Below are 26,003 nucleotides of genomic sequence, written 5' to 3'. Positions count from 1 at the left end.
GATACTGCAACGAGGACTCGACTGGCAGGCCTGTTTACCTGATGTACGGTAGCTGAATGCCCTGGACGGCGTCCGCAGACGCGACGCCAGCCAGAGCCATTGAAACGGGTATGAGTCCCGTCAGCCTTTTCCTTTGGTACGGGTCATGTGCGGGCCGCTGTTTTTCTCCAGGTACCCGATGATCATCCCGGCCACGTCCTTGCTGGTGGTCACTTCAATGCCTTCCAGGCCAGGCGAAGAGTTGACCTCCATCACCAAAGGACCGTGATTGGAACGCAGGATATCCACACCCGCCACGCTCAGTCCCATGACCTTGGCTGCCCGCAATGCAGTCATGCGTTCTTCAGGCGTGATCTTGATCAGGCTGGCGCTGCCACCGCGGTGCAGGTTGGAGCGGAACTCGCCCGGTTTGGCCTGACGCTTCATCGAGGCGATAACCTTGTCACCGACCACAAAGCAGCGAATGTCGGCACCGCCTGCTTCCTTGATGTATTCCTGAACCATGATGTCCTGCTTGAGGCCCATGAAGGCTTCGATCACCGATTCGGCCGCCGTGGCCGTTTCGCACAACACCACGCCGATCCCCTGAGTGCCTTCGAGCACCTTGATGACCAGCGGCGCGCCATTGACCATCTGGATCAGGTCGGGAATGTCGTCGGGCGAGTGAGCGAAACCGGTGACCGGCAAGCCGATCCCCCGGCGTGACAGGAGTTGCAGCGAACGCAGCTTGTCCCGCGAGCGGGCAATGGCGACCGATTCATTGAGCGGAAACACACCCATCATTTCAAACTGACGCAACACCGCACAGCCATAGAAAGTCACCGAAGCACCGATGCGCGGGATCACCGCATCGAAGCCCTCCAGAGGTTTGCCGCGGTAGTGGATCTGCGGCTTGTGGCTGGCGATGTTCATATAGGCGCGCAGGGTGTCGATCACCACCATCTCATGGCCACGCTCGATGCCAGCTTCGACCAGACGACGGGTGGAATACAGACGCGGATTACGCGAAAGCACAGCGATCTTCATGCAACACCTGAGGAAGTAGAGGCCGGGAACACCGGCTTGTCTTGTACGTAAGTTATGCCCGGATTGACCACCAGCTGGCCGTCAATCAGAGCCTTGGAACCCAGCAGCAGTCGATAGCGCATCGACTTGCGGCAGGCCAGTGTGAATTCCACCGGCCAGATACGATCACCCAGGGCCAGCGTGGTGCGAATGACATAACGCACCTGCGCCTGACCGTTGGAGCTTTTAATGGTTTTCATGGCAACCAGTTGCGCTTCGCAGCGACGATGCCGCAACTGAACCACCGTGCCCAGATGCGCGTTGAAGCGCACCCATTTCTGGCCATTGCGTTCAAAAGGTTCGATTTCCGTGGCGTGCAGGCTTGACGTGCTCGCACCGGTATCGATTTTTGCCCGCAGGCCTGCCACCCCCAGGTCGGGGAGCGCCACCCACTCGCGCAGGCCGATGACTGTCAGATGATCGAATGTCTTCAATGCGATTCCGTACTTCTCAAGACTTCTGCCAGGCCTCGGGGGCTACCTGAGCCAGGGCTTTGAATGCGGGTTTGGCGAACAGATAGCCTTGCATCAGGGATATGCCGCAATCTGCCAGAAAATCCCGCTCTTCAATATGTTCGATACCTTCTGCGATGACTTTAATCCCCAAGTCCGAACACATTGTGACAACCGCGCGAACAATCGCCTGACGCGCGCGATTGCGATGAACATCGCGTACCAGGTTCATGTCGAGTTTGATCAGGTCGGGTTGAAAATCGGCCAGCAGCGTCAGGCCTGAATACCCGGCGCCGAAGTCATCGATGGCGGTCATGAAGCCGAACTCCCGGTACTCGCGCAGGATATTGCTCAAATGGCCTTTGCTGCACACATGTTCGCTTTCGATGGTCTCGAAAATCAACCGCTCGATGGGAAAGTCATGCCGCTTGGCCGCTTCCAGCGTGCTGCGGATACACAGCTCGGGACGATACACGGCATTTGGCAGAAAGTTGATCGATAAACGCTCGGTCATGCCCAGTTTCGCAGCGCCGGCGATGGCCGTGGTCCGGCAGGTCTGATCGAAGCGATAGCGGTTCTGGTCGGTGACCTGACTCAGGACTGACATTGCGCCCTCGCCATTCGGGCCCCGGACCAGCGCTTCATGGGCAAAGATCGACTGGTCGTGCAGGTTGACGATGGGTTGGTAGGCATAATCAAACGAAAAGCCCAGTTCCGGACTGCCGGTGCAGCCCTCACACCCCTTTTTGGGGGCGGTCAACGAGGTTGGAAAGTCTGTCACATCGCACTCCATGTGAGGTCAGGGCCATAAAATGATGAATAGCGGATTTTGACAAGCAAGGATCGGTTACTTCATGTTCTTGATAGCGACAGATCGGCAACGGCAGGCCGTCACGTTTCCTGATTAGCCGGATAACGTTCAGACTGCCATACGGATGAGGAATTCAAATGGCACAAAAGATGGAAGAAGACGATAAGGTCCGCCTGGATAAATGGCTGTGGGCTGCGCGCTTTTTCAAAACCCGTGCGCTGGCCAAAGCGGCTATCGAAAGCGGCAAGGTGCACTGTCGCGGCGAGCGTTGCAAGCCCGGCAAGGAGCCGCGTATCGGTGACGAGTTCCAGATTCGCATGGGTTTCGACGACCGCACCGTAGTGGTCGAGGCGCTGTCCGTCGTTCGGCGTGGCGCACCGGAGGCACAGACGCTGTATCACGAGACACCCGAGAGCATCGCCATGCGCGAGAATGCCGCGGCTCAGCGCAAGGCCGGCAACCTGGGTGTGACCACTGACGGAAAGCCGACCAAGAAGCAACGCCGGGAGCTTTTCGGCTTCCGCGCCAGCCACAACAACGACTGAAACACAGCACCGGGCAGCTCCGGCTATCAGTCCGACGTGCCATCCAGCTTGGAAGCGCACCGCATAGCTCCTAAAATGCCGGTCAATCCGCATGGCCCACGGCGCTTTCGAGTGCCGGACGGCGCTTTTTCAGCCGCGTGCCATCCATTGTCATTACTTCAGATACCTTGCCTACCTATGCATGATTTCCCGAACATCGATTTCACCCAACGCTTCATCTTCGACGAAAGCGACGTTCGCGGAGAACTGGTCGCCCTGGAGCGCAGCTACGCCGAAGTGCTCGCCAAGCATCCCTACCCGGAGCCGGTCGCGCAGTTGCTTGGCGAACTGATGGCGGCTGCCGCGCTGCTCGTCGGCACCCTCAAATTCGACGGCCTGCTGATCCTGCAGGCACGCTCCAGCGGCGCAGTGCCGTTGCTGATGGTCGAGTGCTCCAGCGAGCGTGAACTGCGTGGCATTGCCCGTTATGACGAGGCACTGGTCACAGCAGGCGCAGGTCTGCAGGACCTGATGCCCGATGGCTCGCTGGCATTGACCATCGACCCGAACAAGGGCAAGCGCTATCAGGGCATCGTTGCCCTCGACGGCGTCGACCTGTCGGAAAGCCTCTCCAACTATTTCGTGATGTCCGAACAGCTGGGCACGCGTTTCTGGCTCAAGGCCGACGGTCATCGCGCCCGCGGTCTGTTGCTGCAACAGCTGCCCATCGCGCAGATCACCGATCCGGAAGAGCGCGACGCCAGCTGGGAGCACGTCATCACCCTGGCCAACACCCTCACGGCCGAGGAAATGCTCGGGCTGGACAACCAGACCATCCTGCATCGCCTGTATCACGAAGACCCGGTTCGCCTGTTCGACGAGCAGCCCATCTGCTTTCGCTGCAGTTGCTCGCGTGAGCGCTCGGCCAATGCGCTGGCCAGCCTTGGGCTGGAGGACGCGCAGCAACTGGTTATCGAGCACAACGGCACGATCGAGATCGACTGCCAGTTCTGCAACCAACGCTATCTGTTCGATGCCACTGACGTCGCGCAGCTGTTTGCTGGCGGCGGTGTCGATTCGCCATCTGACACGCGCCATTAATGATCGCGTAAAGGGCCTCAGAAAACGGTGTGGGCCCCTGTAATGCTGTTCTGACAGGAGGGTCCTACCATTTCCGGGCATTTCTGGCATAATCCGGCCCACTTTTACGCTGTAGTAGTGGTTGTTTTTTTACTACAAAACCGTTTGGAGCACTCGGCCACAGGCCGACGGGGAACCTCATGACGCAAACCAACAACGCTGTGTACACCGATCTGAGCACCGACGAACTGGTCAAGGAAGCCCTTGCCCGCAAAGAAGGCGTACTTTCCGATACTGGCGCACTGGTTGTGGAGACAGGCCATCGTACTGGCCGTTCGCCGGTCGATCGTTTCATCGTTGAAGAGCCGAGCACTCAGGACGCCATCGCCTGGGGCCCGATCAACCGCAAGTTCCCGGCCGAGAAATTCGACGCCCTGTGGAACCGTGTCGGCGCGTACCTCGCCGAGCGCGAGCGCTTCGTTTCTCACGTTCATGTAGGCTCCGATCCTGCGCACTACCTGCCAGTCAAGATGACCACCGAGACTGCGTGGCACAATCTGTTCGGCCGTTGCCTGTTCATCAACCCTGAACAGTACAACCCGGCTGGCAAGGACGAGTGGGAAATCCAGAACGCGCCATGGTTCGTCTGCGACCCTGAGCGTGACGGCACCAACTCCGACGGCACCGTGATCATCAACTTTGCAGCCCGCAAGGTGCTGATCGCCGGCATGCGTTATGCCGGCGAAATGAAGAAAGCCATGTTCTCGGTGCAGAACTTCCTGCTCCCGGCGTCCGACGTTCTGCCGATGCATTGCGCGGCCAACATGGGCGAAGAGGGCGATGTAACCCTGTTCTTCGGTCTGTCCGGCACCGGCAAGACCACCCTGTCCGCCGACGAAAGCCGTTACCTGATCGGTGACGACGAACACGGCTGGGGCGAAGGCGTGGTGTTCAACATCGAAGGCGGTTGCTATGCCAAGTGCATCGACCTGTCCGAGAAGAACGAGCCGGTCATCTGGAAAGCCATCCAGCACGGCGCCGTACTGGAAAACGTCGTACTCGACCCGGTCACCAAAAAAGCCGACTACGCCGACAGCAGCCTGACCCAGAACAGCCGTGCGGCCTACCCGCGCGAACTGATCGAAAAACGCGCACCGAAAAACCTCGGTGGCGAGCCGAACGCCGTTATCTTCCTGACCTGCGACCTGACCGGCGTACTGCCGCCTGTGTCGATCCTCAGCGAAGAACAGGCCGCCTACCACTTCCTGTCGGGTTACACCGCACTGGTCGGCTCGACTGAAATGGGTTCGGGTTCGGGCATCAAGTCCACCTTCTCCACCTGCTTCGGCGCACCGTTCTTCCCGCGTCCGGCGGGCGAATACGCAGAACTGCTGATCAAGCGCATCCGCGGCTTCAAATCCAAGGTCTACCTGGTCAACACCGGCTGGACCGGCGGTGGCTACGGCGTCGGCAAGCGCTTCAACATCCCGACCACCCGTGGCGTGATCGCAGCGATCCAGAGCGGCGCACTGATCGGTGCCGAAACCGAACACCTCGACACCATCAACCTCGACGTACCGAAGTCGGTACCCGGCGTCGATACCGGCCTGCTCAACCCACGCAACACCTGGGCTGACAAGGCTGCCTACGACGAAGCGGCAAAAGCACTGGCTGGCCTGTTCGTGGAGAACTTCAAGAAGTTCGACGTGAGCGACGCCATCAAGGCTGCGGGTCCGAAGTTGTAATTAAACATCTTCAGGGTCACACGCCCGTGTGACCCTCGAAAATGCTCAAGCAAACGCCTCGACTTGTCGGGGCGTTTGCTTGTCTGGAATACTGATTTCCACTGAGGACGATGGCCAGGAGGTGTGTTGTGGGCGTAAACGGGATTCAGATACGGCGTTTCGTGCCGAGCGACGAGTCAGGTGTATCGGCGATGATTCTGCCGATCCAGCGTGAAGAGTTCGGTATTCCCATCACCGCCGAAGACCAGCCTGACCTGAAAGCGATTCCGGACTTTTACCAGACCGGCACAGGGGATTTCTGGGTCGCTGTACAAGACGCTCAGGTCATCGGCAGCATCGGCCTCAGGGACATCGGCGCAGGGCAGGCAGCACTGCGCAAGATGTTTGTCGCCGCCCCGTTTCGCGGCAGGGAACTCTCCGTTGCAGCCAGACTGCTCGAGCGCCTGATCGAGGAATCAACTCGCAAGGGCGTTAGCGAAGTTTTCCTGGGCACGACCGACAAATTTCACGCTGCGCATCGCTTCTATGAAAAGCACGGCTTTCGGGAGATCACCAAAGAAGATCTGCCAGCGAGCTTTCCGTTGATCGCGGTGGACAGCAAGTTCTACGTGCTGGGTTTGAAAGAATAATGTAGCGGGCGAGAAGCATCACCAGTGTTTGGGTGCTTCTGCCGGTTTCGTTGTATTCATCCACATAGCGTTTTCCCATCGCTCCATTCCAGGCTCCATGCTGAATAGAGTCGTCGGGCGAAGCAGCACGTCGTTCTACTTCACGTCACCGCATAAAACTTGCGCACATACGCCGTGCTGGTCCACTTGCAGGGCGCGCCCTGTGCGACGAATACGGTATCGCCGGTATTCACGGTCAGGCTCGGGCCGTTTTCCAGGCTCAGCTCGACGCTGCCTTCGATCAGGTTCATCAGTTCATGGATCTTGTGCGGCCGCGAGATGCGTTCGTAGGGGGTGGAGTCCCATACGCCGATGCGCAGGGTGCTGGCGCTGTCTTCGAAGAGGTTGTTGCTGCGGCATTGCGGCAACGCGCTGATCATGATCGCCGGGTCTGGTGGTGAAGATGGCGTGAGCATGGCCAGGCGGTCGAGCGCGGTGATGCCGGGTTTGTCTGGCCCGCTGGCCTGGGTGGACGCGCAGAACGCCCAGAGGCTGTCCGGTTGCGCGTCGATACGTACTTGAGTGCCGCGACCGATCACTGCACTTTCACCGGTCTTGATCGTGAGGCTCTCGGTACCGGAGGTCAGGGTGACGGACCCGCGATGCATCACCAGCATTTCGGTGTAGGGGTAGGCTGCCACTGACAGCGACGTGCCGAAATGCACGAGGCCGGCCGCAATGCCCTGATCATCGATGAACGCTGTGCGACGCTCATTATCGAGCGAGTCATGCGCATCGATGGGGCCAGTGGTGAATTCGGTGTCTACCGGGCTGAGGTCAGCGCGGGCCAATAGCAAAACAGTGGGTTGGGGCATCGGGTCGGGCTCCTGAAGTTGAAGCGTTGATGATCGTTCCCACGCTCCAGACTCGGCGTTATACACAAATCCGCTTTTGCTTCTGGCCGGAGGCCGTAGGAGCGAACTTGTTCGCGAAAGGGCCGGTATGATCGCCTGTCTTCGCGAACAAGTTCGCTCCTACGCCCTGCGGGCAGAAGCCTGAAAAGCACGTATTCGGGGCTCTCCAAGACTTATGTATAACGATGAGCGCTCTGCGTGGTAATGCATTTCGTGACGCTCTGCGAGAGCATTGGCACGATGAGGTGCTTACGGGCGATCAGCCGATCGCCTGGGTAATCAGCGCAAACTGGCGCACGCCCTGGCTGGCTTGCAGGACTGCGCCCATGCTCATGCGGGTCACGCTGTCGACGCGCTTGAGGCCGGCTTCCTCCAGCCAGTCGGCCAGGCCGCTGTCGGTCGGGATGTCGATACGTACGAAGGCATAAGGCACGCGGGCCAGCAGTTGCTCGATCATGTGCCTGGCCTGGTCAACGCTCTGGGCGACCACAGGGCCGATGCACAGGCCGCGGCCGAACGGACGCAGCAGGGCAAAGGCCTGCAACTGGCCGTCGCGCTCGATGCCGACGGCGTGCTCAAGGTTGTTCAGCACATCGCCGAGCGTCACCGAGCGGTCCATGCCCGAACCGGCGTTGGCCAGTTCCAGCACGCGAGGGTGGTCAGCCTCGCTCAGCCCGCGGCAACGTTCCTGTGACTTCAATTCGGTGATGTCGGTCGGTTGCGCCTGCCCCTGACGCTGCTGGATCTCGCCAAAACTGACAAACCCCATCTTCGCGTAAAGCGGCGCACCCGCCAGCGTGGCGTTGAGGACCGCCGTGCGGGGCGCGACGCAGCCGACCGCCAGTTCCATCAGCTTGCGACCAATGCCCTTGCCCTGGTAATCGTCACTGACGATCACCAGACCGATGGTGGAAAACTCGCCCTGATGACAGGCGAAAGCACTACCGATCAACCGCCCGTTGTGTACCGCGACGAAGCCTTGGGCGACACGTTGCAGCATGGCCCAGTCTTCAAGTCGATGCGGCCACTTCAAGGCGATGGATAACTCATGAGCGTTGCCGACGTCGGCGGCGGTCATGGGGCGAAATTCAAAGTCGGGGCGTTGCTGAGCGAGCATGACGTGTCTCCGTCCAGAAGGATGCACAGGCAATAAAAGGATGCGTCAGGCGTGTTGTATCCCACCTGCTGCGGGCGGTGACAAGAGGGCTGCGCGCATTCGGCAGATTCCACAAAGCGCCGCTCGCCAGACCACAGTTACTGCTTAAATCGGCCGGGCCTCCGGCAGCAAATGCTTAGGGTTTTTACCCCGTGTTCAAGCTCTTTATATAGCTGCCGGCATTTGTCGCCAGCCAGGCACTGGCGCGGCGCAGTTTCTGCGGCGCAAACCCGCGTGTTTGAGCCCGAGCGCCCTGAAAAGGGTCATAAAAGCGCCGAAAACCGGGCTCTGCCCAAGGCTGGAGCGCCCCGCAAAGTCTGCTGAGCGCGCACCTCAAAACGGTGGTTTCTATCAAGCAGCCATCACTTTTAACGCCATCTGCTGATTTCACGGTGTTGTAATGAGGTTGTGCTGCAGCGTGCATCACCGCCCCTGAACATCAGGCCGGACTGCTCGTCATGCCATGACCTCAACGAACTTTCAGGACCGCACACAATGAGCTTTCTTCGACCAAAATTCATTACGTTCGACTGCTACGGCACGTTGACCAATTTCCACATGGGCACCATGACGCGCGAGCTGTTTGCCGACCGCGTTGCGGCTGAACAGATGGATCAGTTCGTCAAGGATTTTTCGGCGTATCGTCTGGATCAGGTCATGGGTGACTGGATGCCATACGACGAAATCCTCAAGGTTGCACTGGCGCGCACCTGCAAGCGCTGGAACGTTGAATACCGCGAAGAAGGCCAACTGTATTACGACGCCGTGCCGACCTGGGGCCCACACGCCGATGTGCCCGCCGGCCTGTCGAAAATCGCCGACAAGATCCCGCTGGTGATTTTCTCCAACGCCAGCGACAGTCAGATCATGTCCAACGTCGAAAAGCTCGGCGCGCCATTCCACAAGGTGTTCACCGCTGAACAGGCCCAAGCCTACAAACCGCGTCTGGCTGCTTTCGAATTCATGCTCGACAACCTGGGTTGCGGCCCGGAAGACATCTTGCATGTGTCTTCAAGCTTCCGTTACGACCTGTTCTCGGCGCATGACATGAAGATCAGGAACAAGGCATTCGTGGCGCGTGGCCATGAGCAGCCAGCCAACAGCAGCTTCGAATACCACCAGATTCCCGATATCGGCGGACTGGCCGGGCTGGTCGGCCTGTAAACCAGGCAACCCGCGTGACACCGGCATTTTTCAAGGTGCTCTTCGATGAGTGACAAGGGGAACGAGATGCGCAGTGAGTCTTACTGGCTCGATACGGCTCCAGGCTTTACCGGCGCACAGGACGGCGCAGTGGAGGGGCAGGCTGACGTGGTAGTGGTCGGTGGCGGTTTCACCGGCCTTGCGGCGGCGCGTGCATTGGCCTTGAAAGGTGCCAGCGTGGTGGTTCTGGAAGCGGGCCGGGTGATCGGCGAAGCGTCGGGCCGCAATGGCGGACAGTGCAATACCGGCGTGGCCCAGGACTATGCGTCGTTGAGCGCAACCCTGGGTGCCGATCAGGCACGCGAGTATTACAAGGCTTACGAAAGTGCGGTGCAAAGCGTCGTGAGCGTGATCGACGAGGAACACATCGCCTGCGACGTCAAGCGTAACGGCAAGCTCAAGCTGGCGGCCAAGCCAGGACATTACGAAGGACTGGCGCGCACCTGCGAGCTGATCCGCCGTGAAGTCGATGCTGACGTCGAGCTGCTGTCCGCTCAGGACCTGCGCGCTGAAATCGATTCGAACGAGTTTCACGGTGGCCTGCTGCAGCGCAACGGCATACAGATGCATGTCGGACGCTTCGGTGTGGGTCTCGCCGACGCAGCAGTGCGTCATGGCGCAAGGGTGTATCAGAACGCGACGGTAAAGGACTGGAAAGCCAACCGTGGCGGCTTTGTGGTCAACACCTCGAAAGGCTCGATCCAGGCCGGACAGCTGCTGTTGGCGACCGGTGCCTGCCAGCATGGCGGGCTGGGCTGGTATCGCCGGCGCATCGTGCCGGTCGGCAGCTTCGTCATCGTCACTGAAGTGTTGCCGCAGGCGCTGATCGACCAACTGTTCCCCCACCAGCGCGCTTACGTGACCAGCCGTTTGATCGGCAACTATTTCCGCCTCACGCCGGACAACCGCCTGCTGTTCGGCGGGCGCGCGCGCTTCGCCATGTCCAACAGCAGCTCCGACGCCAAGAGCGGCAAGGTGTTGCAGGCGGCCATGGTGCAGATGTTTCCGCAACTGGCACACGTCAAGGTCGACTACTGCTGGGGCGGGCTGGTGGACATGACCTCCGACCGTCTGCCACGTGCAGGCGAACACAACGGGGTCTTCTACTCGATGGGTTACAGCGGCCACGGTGTACAGATGTCGGTGCACATGGGGCGGATGATGGCCGAAGTCATGGAAGGCAAGGCACAGGCCAATCCCTGGAAGGACCTGAGCTGGCCAGCCATTCCCGGCCATTTCGGCAAGCCATGGTTTCTGCCGCTGGTAGGCGCGTATTACCGCTATCAGGACAGCCGCCACTGAGTGTTTGTCTGACCGTCGTCGTGTGTGCTTGAAGGACGCTCCGGCCAACCGTGAGCAATTCGGAATTTCCCCTTTTCGACAGGTAGAACTGATATGACTGACAAAAAAAACGACTCCACGTTGATCACAGGTGAAGACAGCCTGCGGGTTTTCGAAGGACTCAATCGCGGTCTGTCACGTCGCGATGCGCTACGCATGCTGGGCGTTGCAGGTGTGGTCGCGGCCGGCTCCACCAGCCTGTTCGGCGCGGCCGGTAAGGTGTTTGCCGATGACGCGGATGCCCCTGTCAAAGGCAAGCCGGGCGGCCGTATCCGGGTCGCCGGCATGTCCAATTCTACCGCCGATACGCTGGATCCGGCCAAGGGCGCGCTGTCTACCGATTACGTGCGTCACTTCATGTTCTACAACGGCCTGACCCGTTTCGACAGCCATCTGGTGCCGCACATGGAGCTGGCCGAGAAGATCGAAAGCGACAACGCCACGGTTTGGACAGTGACCCTGCGCCAGGGCGTGACCTTCCACAACGGCAAGGCGCTGACCGCTGGCGACGTGGTGTTCTCCCTGTCGCGCCACAAGGACCCGGCCACCGGCTCGAAAGTCCTGCCATTGATGGCGCAGTTTTCCGAGATCAAAGCCACCGGCCCGCTGGAAGTGCAGATCACCCTCAGCTCGCCAAACGCCGAGCTGCCGTCGATCCTCGCGGTTTCGCACCTGCTGATCGTGCCCGAAGGCACCACCGATTTCAGCAAAGGCATCGGTACCGGGCCGTTCACCGTCAAGGAATTCAACCCTGGCGTGCGCTCGGTCAGTGCGCGCAACCCCAACTACTGGAAACCGGGCCTGCCGTACCTGGACGAAATCGAATTCATCGCCATCGCCGACGAACCCTCGCGGGTCAACGCGCTGCTCTCCGGCGACGTACACATGATCAACGAGGTCAACCCGCGCTCCACCACGCGTATTGCCGCCAGCGCCAAACACCGCGTGGTCGATGCACCGTCCGGCAACTACACCGACCTGATCATTCGTCAGGACCAGATGCCCGGCAAGAGCCCGGAATTCACCGAGGCCATGAAGTACCTGCTGGACCGTGAACAGGTCAAATCGGCGGTGTTCCGTGGCTACGCCCGCGTCGGTAACGACCATCCAATCTCGCCAGGCTCGCGCTACTTCAACGCGGACCTGCCACAGCGCGCCTACGACCCGGAAAAAGCCAAATTCCTGCTCAAAAAAGCCGGCATGGAAAAGATCACCATGGCCGTGGCGGCATCGCCTGCTGCCACCGGCTCGGTGGACATCGCCGTGCTGCTGCAACAGTCCGCCAAACAGGCCGGTCTGACCCTCAACGTCAACCGTCTGCCAAGCGACGGCTACTGGTCCAACCACTGGATGAAGCACCCGCTGAGCTTCGGCAACATCAACCCGCGCCCGAACGCCGACGTGATCTTCTCGCAGTTCTTCCAGTCCACAGCGCCGTGGAATGAATCCGGCTGGAAAAACGACCAGTTCGACCAACTGCTGTTGCTGGCCCGTGGCGAAACCGACGATGCCAAGCGCGGCAAAATGTATGGCGACATGCAGGCTCTGGTCAGCCAGAACTGCGGCATCGGCATCCCTGTGTTCATCAGCAACATCGACGGTGTGGACAAGCGTATCCAGGGCTATTCCAGCAACCCGCTGGGCGGCTTCATGGGTTACATGTTCAGCGAGCAGGTGTGGCTGGACGCGTAAATGAAACGCTGAACCGAGCAGGAGGACGCAGATGAATAGCAACACACTCTGGTTGATCGTGCAGCGCTTCGGCGCAGCGATCGTGACGTTGTTGATCGTTTCCATCGTGGTCTTCGCCATAACGGCGGTGTTGCCTGGAGACGCCGCACAACAGGCCCTTGGGCAATTCGCGACGCCTGAACAGGTCGCGGCACTGCGTACCCAACTGGGCCTCGATCAGCCAGGTGTGGTGCGTTATCTGCATTGGTTGACCAACCTGCTCGGCGGCAACCTCGGCGAATCGGTCTCAAACGCGATGCCGGTCTCGGAGCTGATTGCCGGACGTTTCCCGAAAACCCTGATGCTGTCGGCCACCACCGCGCTGGTATCGGTGCCGGTCGCGCTGGCACTGGGGATTGGCGCAGCGATGTACCGCGGCAGTCGCCTGGATAGCGCGCTGAATTTCATCACCCTGTCACTGGTCGCCGTGCCCGAGTTTCTGGTGGCGACGCTGGCGGTGCTGATTTTCGCCGTCAATCTGGGTTGGTTGTCGGCGCTGTCCTATGGCGCCGATGTCAGCTCGCCGTGGCAGTTCATGCGTACTTACGCGTTGCCAGTGATGACCCTGTGCTGCGTGATCGTGGCGCAGATGGCGCGCATGACCCGCGCTGCGGTCATCGACCAGCTGGACAGCCCGTATGTGGAAATGGCGCGCCTCAAGGGCGTCAGCCCGGTGCGTATCGTATTGCGCCATGCCTTGCCGAACGCCATCGGGCCGATCGTCAACGCCGTGGCACTGAGCCTGTCGTACCTGCTCGGCGGCGTCGTCATCGTCGAGACCATCTTCAACTATCCCGGCATCGCCAGCCTGATGGTCGATGCCGTGACCAACCGTGACATGGCCCTGGTGCAGGGCTGCACGATGCTGTTCTGCTCCGCTTACCTTGGGTTGGTGCTGATGGCCGACCTGTGTGCAATTCTTTCCAATCCGAGGCTGAGAACCCAATGACTCAATTCATTGCGAAATCGACGCCCGCAGCGCCGCAACCGGTGCTTCGCAAAAAAGCGTCCCTCCCGACCTCATGGCTTGGCCTGCTGGGCGCTACGGTGTGCTTCATCTGGCTGATGGTCGCCCTGTTCGGCCCCTGGCTGGCACCGCATCCGGTGGGCGAAGTGGTCTCCGACAACATGTTCGAAAACATGAGCGCAGCCTATCCGTTCGGTACGGACTACCTGGGCCGCGACATGCTCAGCCGCGTGCTGGTCGGCGCGCGCTTCACCGTCGGCCTGGCATTGATTTCTGCCGTGCTGGCCAGCGGCATCGGCACCCTGTGCGCGCTGCTGTCGGTGGTCGCGCCAAAATGGCTGGACGAAATCATCAGCCGCCTGATGGACGCGTTCATCTCGATCCCCAGCAAAATGCTGGCGCTGATCATGGTCTCGGCGTTCGGCTCGTCCGAGGTGCTGCTGATCTGCACGGCGGTGCTCAGCTACACCCCAGGCGCGTTTCGCATCGCGCGCAGTCTGGCGGTGAACATCGAGGCGCTGGAGTACGTGCAGGTTGCACGCACACGCGGCGAGGGCCGTATCTACATTGCCTGCCGGGAAATCCTGCCAAACATGCTCAACCCGGTCATGACCGACCTGGGCCTGCGTTTCGGCTTCATCGTCCTGCTGCTCAGCGGCATGAGCTTTCTGGGGCTCGGTGTACAACCGCCTGACGCCGACCTTGGCTCGCTGGTCCGCGAGAACATCGGCGGGCTCAGCCAGGGCGCGCCGGCCATCGTGATCCCGGCCCTGGCCATCGGCACCCTGACCATCGGCGTCAACCTGCTCATCGACCGGCTGGCCTCGCGACGCGGTCGTCGTTCGGGAGGGCATTGAGATGAGCCAGTTGATTCGTGTGCAAGACCTGCGCGTGGTTGCCGATGGCGACCACGGCGAGCTGGAGATCGTCAAAGGCGTCAGCTTTGCGCTGGAAAAAGGTGAAGTGCTGGCACTGATCGGCGAGTCGGGCTCCGGCAAGACCACCATCGCGCTGGCCCTGCTCGGTTACGCCCGACGCGGTTGCAAGCTGGCCGGAGGGGTGGTTCAAGTGGGCGAGCACGACATGCTCAGCCTGCCCGAAAGCCAATTGCAGGGCCTGCGTGGCAACCGCGTGTCCTACATTGCGCAAAGCGCCGCAGCGGCCTTCAACCCGGCGAAAAAGCTGATCGATCAGGTGATCGAGGGCGCGCTGATTCATGGTCTCGGCAGCCGTGCGGAACTGGAAGCCAAGGCCGTCGAGCTGTTCCGCGACCTGGCCCTGCCCAATCCGGAAAGCATCGGCCGGCGTTACCCGCATCAGGTCTCGGGCGGCCAGTTGCAGCGTGTCATGGCGGCCATGGCGCTGATCAGTGATCCGTTGCTGGTGATCCTCGACGAGCCGACCACCGCACTGGACGTCACCACGCAGATCGACGTGCTGCGCGCGTTCAAGCGGGTGGTGCGCGACCGGGGTGCAACCGCGGTCTATGTCTCCCACGACCTTGCGGTGGTGGCGCAGATGGCCGATCAGATCGTGGTACTCAACGGCGGGCGGATCATCGAACAAAGCAGCACCGCCGCGCTGCTCAAGGGGCCAGTGGACGCCTACAGCCGCAGCCTGCTGGCGGCGGCGCGTCCGGATAAAGTGCTGAGCCCGGCCAGCGAGGTGGTCAAGGACAGCACGCTGCTGACCATCAAGGGCCTGACGGCTGGTTACGGCAAAAAGAACCTGCAGGGCATGCCGATGATTCGCGTGCTGGAAGACATCGACCTGACCATCCGCCGCGGTCAGGCCATTGGCGTGATCGGCGAGTCGGGTTCGGGCAAATCAACGCTGGCCCGTGTGGTCGCCGGTCTGCTGGACCCGGCGCATGGCAGCCTGACCTTCGACGGTGCCGACTTGTCCGGCACCCTGGCGGGTCGTACCGAAGAACAGTTCCGGCGCATCCAGATGGTGTTCCAGAACGCCGACACCGCACTCAACCCGATGCACAGTATCAGCGCAATTCTGGCGCGCCCGCTGAAGATGTATTTCGGCCTGAAGGGCAGGGCCCTGCGCGAGCGCATCGATGAACTGATGGACCTGGTGCGCCTGCCCCGCGAGCTGGCCGAGCGGCGTCCCAACGAACTCTCGGGCGGGCAGAAACAACGCGTCAACCTGGCTCGCGCGCTGGCGGCCAAGCCGGACCTGATTCTCTGTGATGAAGTGACCTCGGCACTGGATACCGTGGTGGGTGCCTGCATCCTTGAACTGCTCGGCGAACTGCGCCGCAAGCTGGGGGTTTCCTACCTGTTCATCAGCCACGACATCTCCACCGTTCGCGCGCTGTGCGACGACATCGTGGTGATGTACAGCGGCCACAAGGTCGAAGAGGGCAGCCGCGAAGCCTTCAGCCGAATGCCGTTCCACCCCTACACCGATCTACTGGTGCATTCGGTGCCGGAACTGCGTCAGGGCTGGCTGGAAACCTGCGGTGTAACCAGCGGCAACCTGCCGCCCATCAGCGCACCGGCCAACAATCCGGAGCTGTGCACCTTCCTCAATCGCTGCCCGGCCCGAATCGAAGGCCTGTGCAACAAGACCGCGCCGGGCCGCCGCGTGATCGCAGGTGGCAGCGAAATCCTTTGCCACCGCGACAGCGACGAGCTGCAGGCCGTGCAAGAAAATCTGAATCCTGAAATCGTCGGAGCTTACGCATGAATGGCCGTTTTGTGAGGCTGGGCGAGCGTGATCGCCCGGTCGTGAGCCTGATGGTCGATGGCGCGCCTATCGAGGCATTACAGGGCGATACGCTGATGGTGGCGTTGCTGACCCGCAAGGCGACATTACGCCAGTCCGAGTTCGACCCGGGACGCCGTGCAGGTTTCTGCCTGATGGGCGCCTGTCAGGATTGCTGGGTCTGGACCCGCAGTGGCGAGCGGCTGCGTGCCTGCTCCAACGAAGTCCGCGACGGACTCGACATCGTCACCACCCAACCGGAGGCGAAATGGCCACTTCTTCACGGTTAGACGTTCGCAACCCTGGCAGCCCCAGAGTGGTCATCATCGGCGCCGGCCCGGCAGGCACCCGCTGCGCCGAAACCTTGCTGGCTGCGGGCATCAAACCGATCCTGATCGACGAAAACCGGCGTGACGGCGGGCAGATCTATCGCCGTCAGCCAGAAGGCTTCAAACGCGATTATTCGGCGCTGTATGGCACTGAAGCGGCCAAAGCGCGTGACCTGCATGAAAGCTTCGATCGCCTGCGCACGCAGATCGATTACCGCCCCGACACCCTGGCCTGGAACCTGACCCACGGCGAGCTGTGCTGTGCCAGTCAAGGCGTGCACACCGTCGTCGAATACGACGCACTGATCCTGTGTGCCGGGGCCACCGACCGCCTGATGCCGATCAAGGGCTGGCAGCTGGCAGGCACCTACAGCCTGGGCGGCTCGCAGATTGCGCTCAAGTCGCAATCGGTCTCGATTGGCAGTCGCGTGGTGTTCATGGGCAGCGGTCCGCTGCTGTACCTGGTCGCCAGCCAGTACGTCAAAGCCGGCGCCGATGTCGCTGCAGTGCTCGATACCTCACCGTTCGGCAAACGCGTCAGCGGGATGCCCAAATTGCTGGCGCGCCCCGGTCTGCTGTTCAACGGCATGAAACTGCTGGGCCAACTGTACAGCGCCGGGGTGCCGGTGCACCTGGGCGTGCAGCCCGAGGAAATCATCGGCAGCGAACAGGACGGCGTGACCGGCGTGCGTGTGAAGCTGGCCAATGGCAACGCGCTGAACGTCGATTGCGATGCCTTGGCGCTGGGTTACCACCTGCGTCCGGAAACCCAGCTGGCTGATCTGGCCGGCTGCCAGTTACGCTTCGACGAAGCGTCCGGGCAATGGGTGCTGGCAGTCGATGAAGAAGGACGTACCTCGGTCAAAGGTTTTTACGCCGCAGGTGACGGCGCGAAGATTCGTGGCGCCGATGCCGCGGAACAGGCCGGGCGACTGGTGGCGATGGCGCTGCTGGAAGACCTCGGCCGACCTGTGGATAACTCGCGCCAGGCAGAGGTGCGCAAGAGCCTGGTGGCGATGGATCGCTTTCGGGTCGGGCTGGCCGAGGCGTTTCCGTGGCCTGCGGCCCAGGCGGCGGTCTTGCCCGATGACGCCATTGTCTGCCGCTGCGAGATGATCAGCGCCGGTGAACTGCGCGGCGTCGTACGAGAAAAGGGCGCCTGCGAAGTCAACCGCGCCAAGGCCTTCAGTCGCGTCGGCATGGGCCGCTGCCAGGGCCGTTACTGCTCGCAGGCCGGGGCCGAGGTGATCGCTGCCGAAGCCGGTGTGCCGGTCGAACAGGTTGGTCGTCAGCGCGGTCAGGCACCGGTCAAACCGTTGTCGATGCTGATCGACGAGGTGGCATCATGAAGCAGCCAAAAGTGGACGTACTGATTGTCGGCGGCGGCTTCATGGGCTCGGCATCAGTGTTCTTTCTGCGCCAGCGCGGCAAGTCAGTGACGCTGCTGGAGCGCGACGTGATCGGCCAGTACGCCAGCGGCGTGAACTTCGGCAACGTGCGCCGTCAGGGTCGGCATCTCGGTCAGCTGGAACTCGCCAACCGCTCCAGAGCCCTTTGGCAGCGGCTGCCGGAGCTGATCGGTGAAGACCTGGAGTTCCTGCCCAGCGGCCACATGCGCGTCTGCTATCGCGAGGACGAAATCGCCGAACTGGAAGCCTATGCAGCGGCCCCGGAAGCCCGTGAGCTGGACCTGAAAATCTATAGCGGGAAAGCGCTGCACGAGCGCTTTCCGTTTCTCGGGCCGGACGTGAAGGGCGGCTCTTACGCGCCACACGATGGCCACGCCAACCCGCGCCTGGCAGCACCTGCCTTTGCCCGCGCAGCGATTCGGGCCGGGGCGCGGATCGAAGAGCGTACCGAAGTGGCTCATGTTGAAAAGGTCGGTAACGAATTCGAAGTCACCACCACTGACGGGCGCATTTTCAGCGCCGATCAGTTGCTGATTACCGCTGGCGCCTGGGGACAGAAACTCTCCACGCAGTTTGGCGAATCCGTGCCGCTGGACACCCATGGTCCGCAGATGGCCGTCACCGAGCCGGTGCCGTATGCACTGCCGACAGTCATCGGCGTGTTCACCAAAATCCCTCACGAAGTGATCTACTTCCGGCAGATCGCCCGCGGCAACATCGTCATCGGCGGTGGTTTTCGCAGCAAGCCGGACATGATCAACCGCCGCGCCTACGTCGAACCGCGCAGCATCATCAACCAGGTGCAGCAGATGCGTCGCCTGTTGCCCGGCGTCGGCAACCTGAACATCATCCGCGTGTGGAGCGGCATCGAAGGCTACACGCCGGACTCGCTGCCGGTGATGGGCCGCAGCGGCAAGGTCGACGGCCTGTTCTATGCGTTCGGCTTCTGCGGTCACGGCTTCCAGCTCGGCCCGGGCGTGGGCGACGTGATGGCCGAACTGATCAGCACCGGCACCACCAGCACCTCGATCAGCCCGTTCGACATCCGCCGTTTTGACGTCAGCCTTGTGGACAACCTCACCGAACAGACGAGTAAAGCCTCATGAGCCCCCGCGCACTGGAAATCCTCAAGCGTCTGATCGCCTTCGACACCGTGTCGTCGGAGCCGAACATGGCGCTGATCGAATACGTCCGCGAACTGCTGGCCAGCAAAGGCATCGAGTCGCTGATCGTCAAGGACGAGACCGGCAAGAAGGCCAACCTGTTCGCCAGCACCGGCCCGCGTGAAGTGCCGGGCGTGCTGCTGTCCGGCCACACCGACGTGGTTCCTGCGGCCGGTCAGGCGTGGACCATGCCACCGTTTCAGGCAACCCTGCGTGACGGGCGCATCTACGGCCGTGGCACCTGCGACATGAAGGGCTTTATCGCCCTGGCTATCGACGCGATGCTCGATGCTGCGGACATGCCCCTGATGCGACCGCTGCAACTGGCGCTGTCCCACGACGAAGAGATCGGCTGCGTCGGCGTGCGGCGGCTGCTCGATGTCCTGCATCTGGCACCGGTACGTCCGTTCCTGTGCGTGGTTGGCGAGCCGACCCTGATGCAGTTCGCCGTCGGTCACAAGGGCAAGGCGTCCTATCGCACCTTCTGTCGAGGTCAGGAGGCGCATTCCTCGCTGGCCCCAAGAGCGGTCAACGCGATTCACCTGGCCAGCGACTTCATCGCCGAACTGCGCAAGAGCCAGAAGCAGATCGAACAGCAAGGCGCGCGTGACGAGGGTTACGACATCCCTTACAGCACCGTACACATCGGCCGTATCGATGGCGGCAAGGCGCTGAACATCGTGCCCAACCTGTGCACCCTGGAATTCGAATACCGCAACCTGCCGGGCGACAACCCCGATGCGTTGCTGGAGCAGTTGCGCGAGCGTGCCGAGGTGCTGGTACGTGAAGCGCGACAGCTGTCGGGTGTGGCAGACATCGAGATCGAGGTCATGAACGAATACCCGGCGCTGGAGACCCATCCAAGCGTTGAGGCGGTGCGCCTGCTGCACGCGTTTGCCGAGCCGGGCACACAGCACATCAAGGTCTCGTATGGCACCGAGGGCGGCCTGTTCGCCGGGCGCCTCAACGTGCCGGTCGTGGTTTGCGGTCCGGGTTCCATCGAGCAGGCACACAAGCCGGACGAGTTTATCGACGAGAGCCAGATGGACGCAGGCGAGCGCTTTTTGCAGAGCCTGCTGGGCTCGCTGAAGCAGTAGAGGCTGCCGTCCGCAGGCAAATTTCAGCATCGGACGCTGCCGTTATCGCGCTTTCAGCATCCTGGACTGTGGCGTCTGCCTAGACTGGCAATCATCCCGGAACAGGACTCGACCATGCTCAAGAATCAGTTGAAAGACCCCAGCCTGCTGGTAGACCGCGCCTACGTCGACGGGCAATGGATCAGCGCTGACGATGGTGCCACCCTGACCATCAGCAACCCGGCCACCGGCGAGGCGCTGGCGCAGGTGCCGGCCCTGCAGGGCGTCGAAACCCGGCGTGCCATCGAGGCGGCTGATCGCGCCTGGCCCGCGTGGCGTGCACGTCCCGCGGCCGAACGCGCGGCGCTGCTGGAGCGCTGGCATCAGGCGATGCTCGACAACGTCGAAGACCTGGCGCTGATCATGACCTTTGAGCAGGGCAAGCCGCTGAATGAGTCGCGCGGCGAGATCCGCTACGGTGCCAGCTTCGTCAAATGGTTCGCCGAGGAGGCACGCCGCTCATACGGTGAAACCATTCCCGCGCCCAGTGCAGACCGTCGTTTGATGACCCTCAAGCAACCAGTGGGCGTCTGTGCCGCGATCACACCGTGGAACTTCCCCAACGCCATGATCACCCGCAAGTGTGCGCCGGCCCTGGCTGCCGGGTGCCCGATCATCGTCAAACCATCGGACCTCACGCCCTTGTCAGCCCTGGCGCTGGCGTTGCTGGCCGAGCGCGTGGGTATTCCTGCCGGGGTGTTCAACGTCATCACCGGCATGCCCACCGGCATCGGTGAAGAGCTGACCGGCAATCCGGTGGTGCGCAAGATTTCCTTCACCGGTTCGACACCGGTCGGCCGTCTGCTGATGCGCCAGAGCGCCGAACACATCAAACGTCTGAGCCTGGAACTGGGTGGCAACGCGCCCTTCATCGTGTTTGACGACGCGGACCTGGAACAGGCGGTGACGGGCATCATGCTCAGCAAATTCCGCAACGCCGGGCAGACTTGCGTGTGCGCCAACCGGATTCTGGTGCAAAACGGCATTTACGACCGTTTCGCTGCACGGCTGGTGGAAGAAGTGAGCAAGCTCAAGGTCGGCAACGGACTGGAAGAGGGCGTGACCATCGGCCCGCTGATCAACCCGGCGGCGGTCAGCAAAGTCGCCCGGCATATCGACGATGCGCTGAGCCAGGGAGCGAAACTGCTGCACGGCGGTTCTCCTGACGGCACCAGCCAGTTCGTCCAGCCCACGGTATTGGGCGATACCCACGCAGGCATGCTGCTGGCCAACGAAGAAACCTTCGGCCCGGTCGCGCCACTGATGCGCTTCACAGATGAAGCCGAAGCGCTGGCACTGGCCAACGCCACGCCCTATGGCCTTGGCGCGTATTACTTCACCCAGGACCTGCGCCGCTCATGGCGTTTCGGCGAAGCGCTGGAGTTCGGCATGGTCGGCCTCAACACCGGCATCATCTCCATGGAAGTCGCCCCCTTCGGCGGCGTCAAGCAGTCCGGCCTAGGCCGCGAAGGCTCCAGCTACGGACTGGATGAATACCTGGAAGTGAAGGCGTTTCATGTGGGTGGGTTGTAGAGGCGGAGAAAACAGCGAGTCCCCTTCGCGAACAAGCGAAGCGTCGCCCGGTTCGCTCCTACGGCCTCCGGCCAGAATCAAAAGCAGACCGTATTCGCCTTGGCTTCTGCCCGAAGGGCGTAGGAGCGAACTTGTTCGCGAAGACTGGCGTTCACACAACCTGGCTTCCGGACATAAAACGCCCGTTTTCGAGGATCAAAGCGCGAAGCGCGCAACCATGCCGTTGAGGTCGATTGCCAGGCGTGGCAGTTGAGGCAGCTTTCGCGAACAAGCGAAGCGTCGCCCGGTTCGCTCCTACGGCCTGCGGCCAGAATCAAAAGCAGACCGTATTCGCCTTGGCTTCTGCCCGAAGGGCGTAGGAGCGAACTTGTTCGCGAAGACTGACGTTCACACAACCTGGCTTCCGGACATAAAACGCCCGTTTTCGAGGATCAAAGCGCGAAGCGCGCAACCATGCCGTTGAGGTCGATTGCCAGGCGTGGCAGTTGAGGCAGCTTTCGCGAACAAGCGAAGCGTCGCCCGGTTCGCTCCTACGGCCTGCGGCCAGAATCAAAAGCAGACCGTATTCGCCTTGGCTTCTGCCCGAAGGGCGTAGGAGCGAACTTGTTCGCGAAGACTGACGTTCACACAACCTGGCTTCCGGACATAAAACGCCCGTTTTCGAGGATCAAAGCACGAAGCGCGCAACCATGCCGTTGAGGTCGATTGCCAGGCGTGGCAGTTGAGGCAGCTTTCGCGAACAAGCGAAGCGTCGCCCGGTTCGCTCCTACGGCCTCCGGCCAGAATCAAAAGCAGACTTGTGTATGACGCGGGGTGCGAGCGTGGGGGCGATCGTCAGTTAATAACCCTGGCCGCGATCCACCTGTCCTTGCATCGCTTCACCACGCTCAAAACGGCGGATGTTATCGAGCAGGCCAGGAAAGGCGCTTTCCGGCTGGGTCATGGCCGCCACATGCGGGGTCAGCAGGATCTTCGGGTGTGTCCAGAACGGATGGTCGGCTGCTGCCGGTTCCTGCTGCAGCACATCCAGCACTGCAGCGCTGAGTTGACCGCTGTCCAGCGCTTCAATCAGCTCCGCTTCCACCAGATGCCCGCCACGGCCCATATTGATCAGCGCGGCGCCCTTGGGCAATTGTTCGAAAAGCCGACGATTGAGGATGCCTTCGGTCTGCCCGGTCAGCGGCAGCACACACAGCAAAATGTCGCACTGCCCCAGAAATGCGTCCAGTTGCTCTTCTCCGGCATAGCACTGCACAGCGTCGATTCGATGCTCGCTGCGCGCCCAGCCCGACAGCTCGAAACCGAACGGTTTGAGGCTCGACAGAATATGCTGCGCCTGCAAGCCCAGCCCCATCACGCCGACTCGCCGTTGGTTCGCCGGTATCAGCGGGTGGGCTTTCCAGACGCCTTCAACTTGCTGCTGCCGATAACGCAGCATTTCCCGGTGCAGGCTCAGCACGGCAAAGGTTGCGTACTCACACATCGCGTGACTGATGCCGGGGTCCAGCAGACGCACCACCGGCAGCGATTTTGGAATACGGCTCAGGTCCAACTGGTCCACACCCGCCGACAGGGCGAACAGCACTTTGAGGTTGGGCAGCAGTTCCTGCAGATCATCGGGCGCCAGCCAGGCGCCCAGATAGTGGATGTCGGCCGGGTCGCCGATGTCCGGCCATACCCGCCACTCGATGTCCGGCGCGTGCTCGGCAAACAGGACGCGCCAGCGTTCGGCACGTGCGGGATCGGCTTTGTAGAGCAGGGCGGGCATGGGCGTTTCCTGAGCATGAAAAGGGAACCCCATCATGCCGCAAATGCAAAGCATGATCTGTCGAAACGCCTGCTTCCTGGCCGCTCCAATGTCCGAAAAGCGCGGCTGTCCGGCAGATTGCATGGTGATGTGCGGGCATGAAGGAATCTGCCGTTTGCAAGGCGAAAAACAGTCGATATGGACATCTGAGGGGGCAAGTTCGGCGTAGATCATTTCGCTGAACGCTTAACCTGAACAGCATCGCAGCCACCCCGCCGGCTGCCTGGCCCACGACAGGTATAACCATGAACAGCAAAGTCGACGAAACCCCTCATCTGCTCCGCCAGCGCGATCAATTCGTGCCGCGCGGGATTGTCACGGCTCACCCGCTGGTCATCGACCGCGCGCAGGGTTCTGAACTGTGGGACGTCGATGGCAAACGCTATCTGGATTTCGTCGGCGGTATCGGCGTGTTGAACATCGGCCATAACCACCCGAACGTGGTCGCGGCGATTCAGGCGCAACTGACCAAAGTCACCCACGCCTGCTTTCAGGTGGCGTCCTATCAGCCCTATCTGGATCTGGCCAAACGCCTGAGCCATCTCATTGCGGGGCAGAGCGGCATCGATCACAAGGCGGTGCTTTTCACTTCCGGCGCCGAAGCGGTCGAAAACGCGGTGAAAATCGCCCGCGCCCACACCAATCGCCCGGCAATCATCTCGTTCCGTGGCGGCTTTCATGGCCGTACGCTGCTTGGCACCACGCTGACCGGCATGAGCCAGCCGTACAAACAGAATTTCGGCCCCATGGCGCCTGAGGTGTTCCACACCCCGTACCCGAACGAGTATCGCGGCGTGACCAGCGAAGTCGCGCTGGCGGCGCTGCATGAACTGCTGGCGACCCAGGTTGCCCCGGAGCGCGTGGCGGCGATCCTGATCGAGCCGATGCAGGGCGACGGCGGCTTCCTGACTGCGCCGGTCGAGTTCATGAAGGCCTTGCGTGCCCTCACCGAACAACACGGCATCGTGCTGATTGCCGATGAAATCCAGTCCGGTTTCGGGCGTACCGGCAAATGGTTCGGCTTCGAGCATTCGGGCATCCAGCCTGATCTGGTGACCGTGGCCAAGAGCCTCGCGGGCGGCATGCCGCTGTCGGGCGTGGTCGGGCGTGCCGAGATCATGGACGCACCGCTTCCGGGCGGCCTGGGCGGCACCTACGGCGGTAATGCGCTGTCCTGCGCCGCGGCACTGGCAGTGATCGACACCTATGAGCAGGAAAACCTGCTGGCACGTGGCGAACAGTTGGGCAACCAACTGCGCGCCGGTCTGCTCAAGCTCAAGGAACGTTACAGCTGCATCGGCGACGTGCGCGGCACCGGTTTCATGCTCGCGATGGAGATGGTCAAGAATGACGCGGCACGCAGTCCGGACGCTGATCTCAACCAGAAGGTGATCGATCAGGCGCGTCTTGGCGGCTTGCTGGTGATCAAGTGCGGCGTGTACCGCAACGTCCTGCGCTTCCTGGCTCCGTTGGTGACTACCGAGCAGCAGATCGATGAAGCGCTGGGCATTCTCGACGCGGCGTTGGCACGAGTATTGAAGTCCAGCTGAGCGCAAGCGTGGTCGCAGCTGTCGCGAGACGCTGCGATCACCCGCGCCGGGAATCATTGTTGAATGGAGACGTTGCCTGCCATGGGGCTTATTGATTACCGCGCACTGCTGATCGATTGTGATGAAGTGCTGGTGGACCGTGATTCGGGGGTCTGGTCGGCGTTGCAGCCATTGCTGGACAACAGCCTGAGCACGCCGGCGAAAGACCAGGTGCTGATCGAATTCAATGACGTGGTCCGCACCTTGTACCCACGCTTTGACGAACTGGGCTTCAGCGGCCTGCTGTGCTTCGCGCACCGCCAGCTGGCCGAACGCCTGGGCATCAAGGCCAGTTGGGAAGAGGGCATGACCTTCGCCCGCTCCGTGCCGAACTGGACGCTGTTCGAAGATGCGCCCGGTGCGATGCTCTACCTGCGCAAGTTCTATCGATTGCTGGTGTATGCCGACCGCGACATGCAGGATCGCGGCCTTCTGTGCGAGCGACTGGGGCTGGAGCCCGACAGCCTGCTGTCACTGACCACCCACCCGCTGGACGACACGGGCTGGCTTGCCGATATGGATCTGGAGCCGCGCGAAACCCTGTTTGTCTCCCGCCCCCCGGCCTCGGCGCTGGCGAGCGGTGGGTTGTGCCTGATCCGGCGTGGTCGGGAACAGCACAGCCAGCCCTGCACGGCGGATATCTGTATCAACAGCATGGCTGATCTGGTCGCTCAGCATCAGCTGTCTTTACGGCGCTGATTTTGCTAGAAGGTAGGCACCGT

The 26,003-nt window shown here is 61.5% G+C and carries 23 protein-coding genes; 17 read left to right on the top strand and 6 right to left on the bottom strand.

Annotated features, from left to right (window positions below):
* Positions 1-120: 120 nt before the first annotated feature.
* From rimK to rimA, 3 genes are read right to left on the bottom strand one after another with little or no spacing between them, the layout of a single operon-like run.
* Entirely contained in the window at positions 121-1,026 is a 906-nt protein-coding gene (gene rimK, locus AC54XV_RS00840; protein ID WP_003401760.1) for a 30S ribosomal protein S6--L-glutamate ligase, read from the bottom strand.
* Positions 1,023-1,499, bottom strand: a complete 477-nt coding sequence (gene rimB, locus AC54XV_RS00835; RefSeq protein WP_003401758.1) for a retropepsin-like aspartic endopeptidase RimB — start codon at positions 1,497-1,499, stop codon at positions 1,023-1,025. Before rimB ends, rimK begins: the two co-directional genes overlap by 4 nt.
* Positions 1,500-1,515: 16 nt before the next feature.
* A complete protein-coding gene (gene rimA, locus AC54XV_RS00830; protein ID WP_003401743.1) occupies positions 1,516-2,298 on the bottom strand; it encodes a S6 modification regulatory phosphodiesterase RimA in 783 nt (260 codons plus the stop codon).
* Positions 2,299-2,465: 167 nt separating this feature from the next.
* On the opposite strand from rimA, the gene AC54XV_RS00825 reads away from it, so the two are divergent.
* From AC54XV_RS00825 to AC54XV_RS00810, 4 genes are all read left to right on the top strand, one after another.
* Positions 2,466-2,873, top strand: a complete 408-nt coding sequence (locus AC54XV_RS00825) for an RNA-binding S4 domain-containing protein (protein ID WP_496717632.1) — start codon at positions 2,466-2,468, stop codon at positions 2,871-2,873.
* Between the two features lie 177 nt (positions 2,874-3,050).
* Positions 3,051-3,953: an Hsp33 family molecular chaperone HslO gene (hslO, locus tag AC54XV_RS00820; RefSeq protein ID WP_003408317.1), complete on the top strand. Its 903-nt coding sequence runs from the start codon at positions 3,051-3,053 to the stop codon at positions 3,951-3,953.
* A gap of 179 nt (positions 3,954-4,132) precedes the next feature.
* On the top strand, positions 4,133-5,677 hold the full coding sequence (locus tag AC54XV_RS00815) for a phosphoenolpyruvate carboxykinase (protein WP_003367573.1): 1,545 nt from the start codon (positions 4,133-4,135) through the stop codon (positions 5,675-5,677).
* 128 nt (positions 5,678-5,805) lie between these two features.
* Entirely contained in the window at positions 5,806-6,306 is a 501-nt protein-coding gene (locus tag AC54XV_RS00810) for a GNAT family N-acetyltransferase (RefSeq protein ID WP_177411177.1), read from the top strand.
* A 140-nt stretch (positions 6,307-6,446) separates the two neighbouring features.
* Here AC54XV_RS00810 and AC54XV_RS00805 read toward each other — a convergent pair whose 3' ends face one another.
* Positions 6,447-7,160, bottom strand: coding sequence for a cupin domain-containing protein (locus AC54XV_RS00805; RefSeq protein ID WP_024652126.1), 714 nt, complete (start codon positions 7,158-7,160; stop codon positions 6,447-6,449).
* A 298-nt stretch (positions 7,161-7,458) separates the two neighbouring features.
* Positions 7,459-8,316 carry a GNAT family N-acetyltransferase gene (locus tag AC54XV_RS00800; RefSeq protein WP_496717628.1) on the bottom strand — a complete coding sequence of 286 codons (858 nt, stop codon included), beginning with the start codon at positions 8,314-8,316 and terminating at the stop codon, positions 7,459-7,461.
* A gap of 534 nt (positions 8,317-8,850) precedes the next feature.
* Between AC54XV_RS00800 and AC54XV_RS00795 the strand changes: the two genes are divergently transcribed.
* The 11 genes from AC54XV_RS00795 to AC54XV_RS00745 all read left to right on the top strand — a co-directional run bounded on the left by AC54XV_RS00795 (position 8,851) and on the right by AC54XV_RS00745 (position 21,885).
* Positions 8,851-9,519 (top strand): haloacid dehalogenase type II, encoded by a 669-nt coding sequence (locus tag AC54XV_RS00795; RefSeq protein WP_003401723.1) that lies wholly within the window; start codon positions 8,851-8,853, stop codon positions 9,517-9,519.
* A gap of 66 nt (positions 9,520-9,585) precedes the next feature.
* Positions 9,586-10,860 carry an NAD(P)/FAD-dependent oxidoreductase gene (locus AC54XV_RS00790; protein ID WP_003401721.1) on the top strand — a complete coding sequence of 425 codons (1,275 nt, stop codon included), beginning with the start codon at positions 9,586-9,588 and terminating at the stop codon, positions 10,858-10,860.
* 93 nt (positions 10,861-10,953) lie between these two features.
* Complete coding sequence (locus tag AC54XV_RS00785; RefSeq protein ID WP_496717626.1) at positions 10,954-12,591, top strand: ABC transporter substrate-binding protein; 1,638 nt, start codon at positions 10,954-10,956, stop codon at positions 12,589-12,591.
* 31 nt (positions 12,592-12,622) lie between these two features.
* On the top strand, positions 12,623-13,579 hold the full coding sequence (locus AC54XV_RS00780; RefSeq protein WP_003401718.1) for an ABC transporter permease: 957 nt from the start codon (positions 12,623-12,625) through the stop codon (positions 13,577-13,579).
* Positions 13,576-14,454: an ABC transporter permease gene (locus AC54XV_RS00775; protein ID WP_011266231.1), complete on the top strand. Its 879-nt coding sequence runs from the start codon at positions 13,576-13,578 to the stop codon at positions 14,452-14,454. The genes AC54XV_RS00780 and AC54XV_RS00775 overlap by 4 nt, the downstream gene beginning before the upstream one ends.
* Before the next feature lies 1 nt (position 14,455).
* On the top strand, positions 14,456-16,297 hold the full coding sequence (locus AC54XV_RS00770) for an ABC transporter ATP-binding protein (protein ID WP_496717623.1): 1,842 nt from the start codon (positions 14,456-14,458) through the stop codon (positions 16,295-16,297).
* The gene (locus tag AC54XV_RS00765; RefSeq protein ID WP_003318115.1) at positions 16,294-16,605 is read left to right on the top strand and encodes a (2Fe-2S)-binding protein; all 312 of its coding nucleotides are present in this window, start codon (positions 16,294-16,296) and stop codon (positions 16,603-16,605) included. The genes AC54XV_RS00770 and AC54XV_RS00765 overlap by 4 nt, the downstream gene beginning before the upstream one ends.
* Positions 16,584-17,993 carry an FAD/NAD(P)-dependent oxidoreductase gene (locus AC54XV_RS00760; protein ID WP_496717620.1) on the top strand — a complete coding sequence of 470 codons (1,410 nt, stop codon included), beginning with the start codon at positions 16,584-16,586 and terminating at the stop codon, positions 17,991-17,993. The genes AC54XV_RS00765 and AC54XV_RS00760 overlap by 22 nt, the downstream gene beginning before the upstream one ends.
* On the top strand, positions 17,990-19,159 hold the full coding sequence (locus tag AC54XV_RS00755) for an NAD(P)/FAD-dependent oxidoreductase (RefSeq protein ID WP_496717618.1): 1,170 nt from the start codon (positions 17,990-17,992) through the stop codon (positions 19,157-19,159). Before AC54XV_RS00760 ends, AC54XV_RS00755 begins: the two co-directional genes overlap by 4 nt.
* Positions 19,156-20,313, top strand: coding sequence for an acetylornithine deacetylase (argE, locus tag AC54XV_RS00750; protein WP_046270524.1), 1,158 nt, complete (start codon positions 19,156-19,158; stop codon positions 20,311-20,313). The genes AC54XV_RS00755 and argE overlap by 4 nt, the downstream gene beginning before the upstream one ends.
* A 114-nt stretch (positions 20,314-20,427) precedes the next feature.
* Complete coding sequence (locus AC54XV_RS00745) at positions 20,428-21,885, top strand: NAD-dependent succinate-semialdehyde dehydrogenase (protein ID WP_011266225.1); 1,458 nt, start codon at positions 20,428-20,430, stop codon at positions 21,883-21,885.
* A gap of 838 nt (positions 21,886-22,723) precedes the next feature.
* Here the strand turns inward: AC54XV_RS00745 and AC54XV_RS00740 are convergent.
* Positions 22,724-23,653 carry a 2-hydroxyacid dehydrogenase gene (locus AC54XV_RS00740; protein WP_003401703.1) on the bottom strand — a complete coding sequence of 310 codons (930 nt, stop codon included), beginning with the start codon at positions 23,651-23,653 and terminating at the stop codon, positions 22,724-22,726.
* Between the two features lie 284 nt (positions 23,654-23,937).
* Here AC54XV_RS00740 and gabT point away from each other — a divergent pair, with 284 nt between their 5' ends.
* Positions 23,938-25,242, top strand: a complete 1,305-nt coding sequence (gene gabT / locus AC54XV_RS00735; RefSeq protein WP_060400336.1) for a 4-aminobutyrate--2-oxoglutarate transaminase — start codon at positions 23,938-23,940, stop codon at positions 25,240-25,242.
* 81 nt (positions 25,243-25,323) lie between these two features.
* Complete coding sequence (locus AC54XV_RS00730) at positions 25,324-25,980, top strand: HAD family hydrolase (RefSeq protein ID WP_058398407.1); 657 nt, start codon at positions 25,324-25,326, stop codon at positions 25,978-25,980.
* Positions 25,981-26,003: the final 23 nt, after the last annotated feature.

This window comes from Pseudomonas fragariae (ex Marin et al. 2024) (genome assembly GCF_059621105.1).
This window is presented reverse-complemented; position numbering and strand designations above follow the sequence as displayed.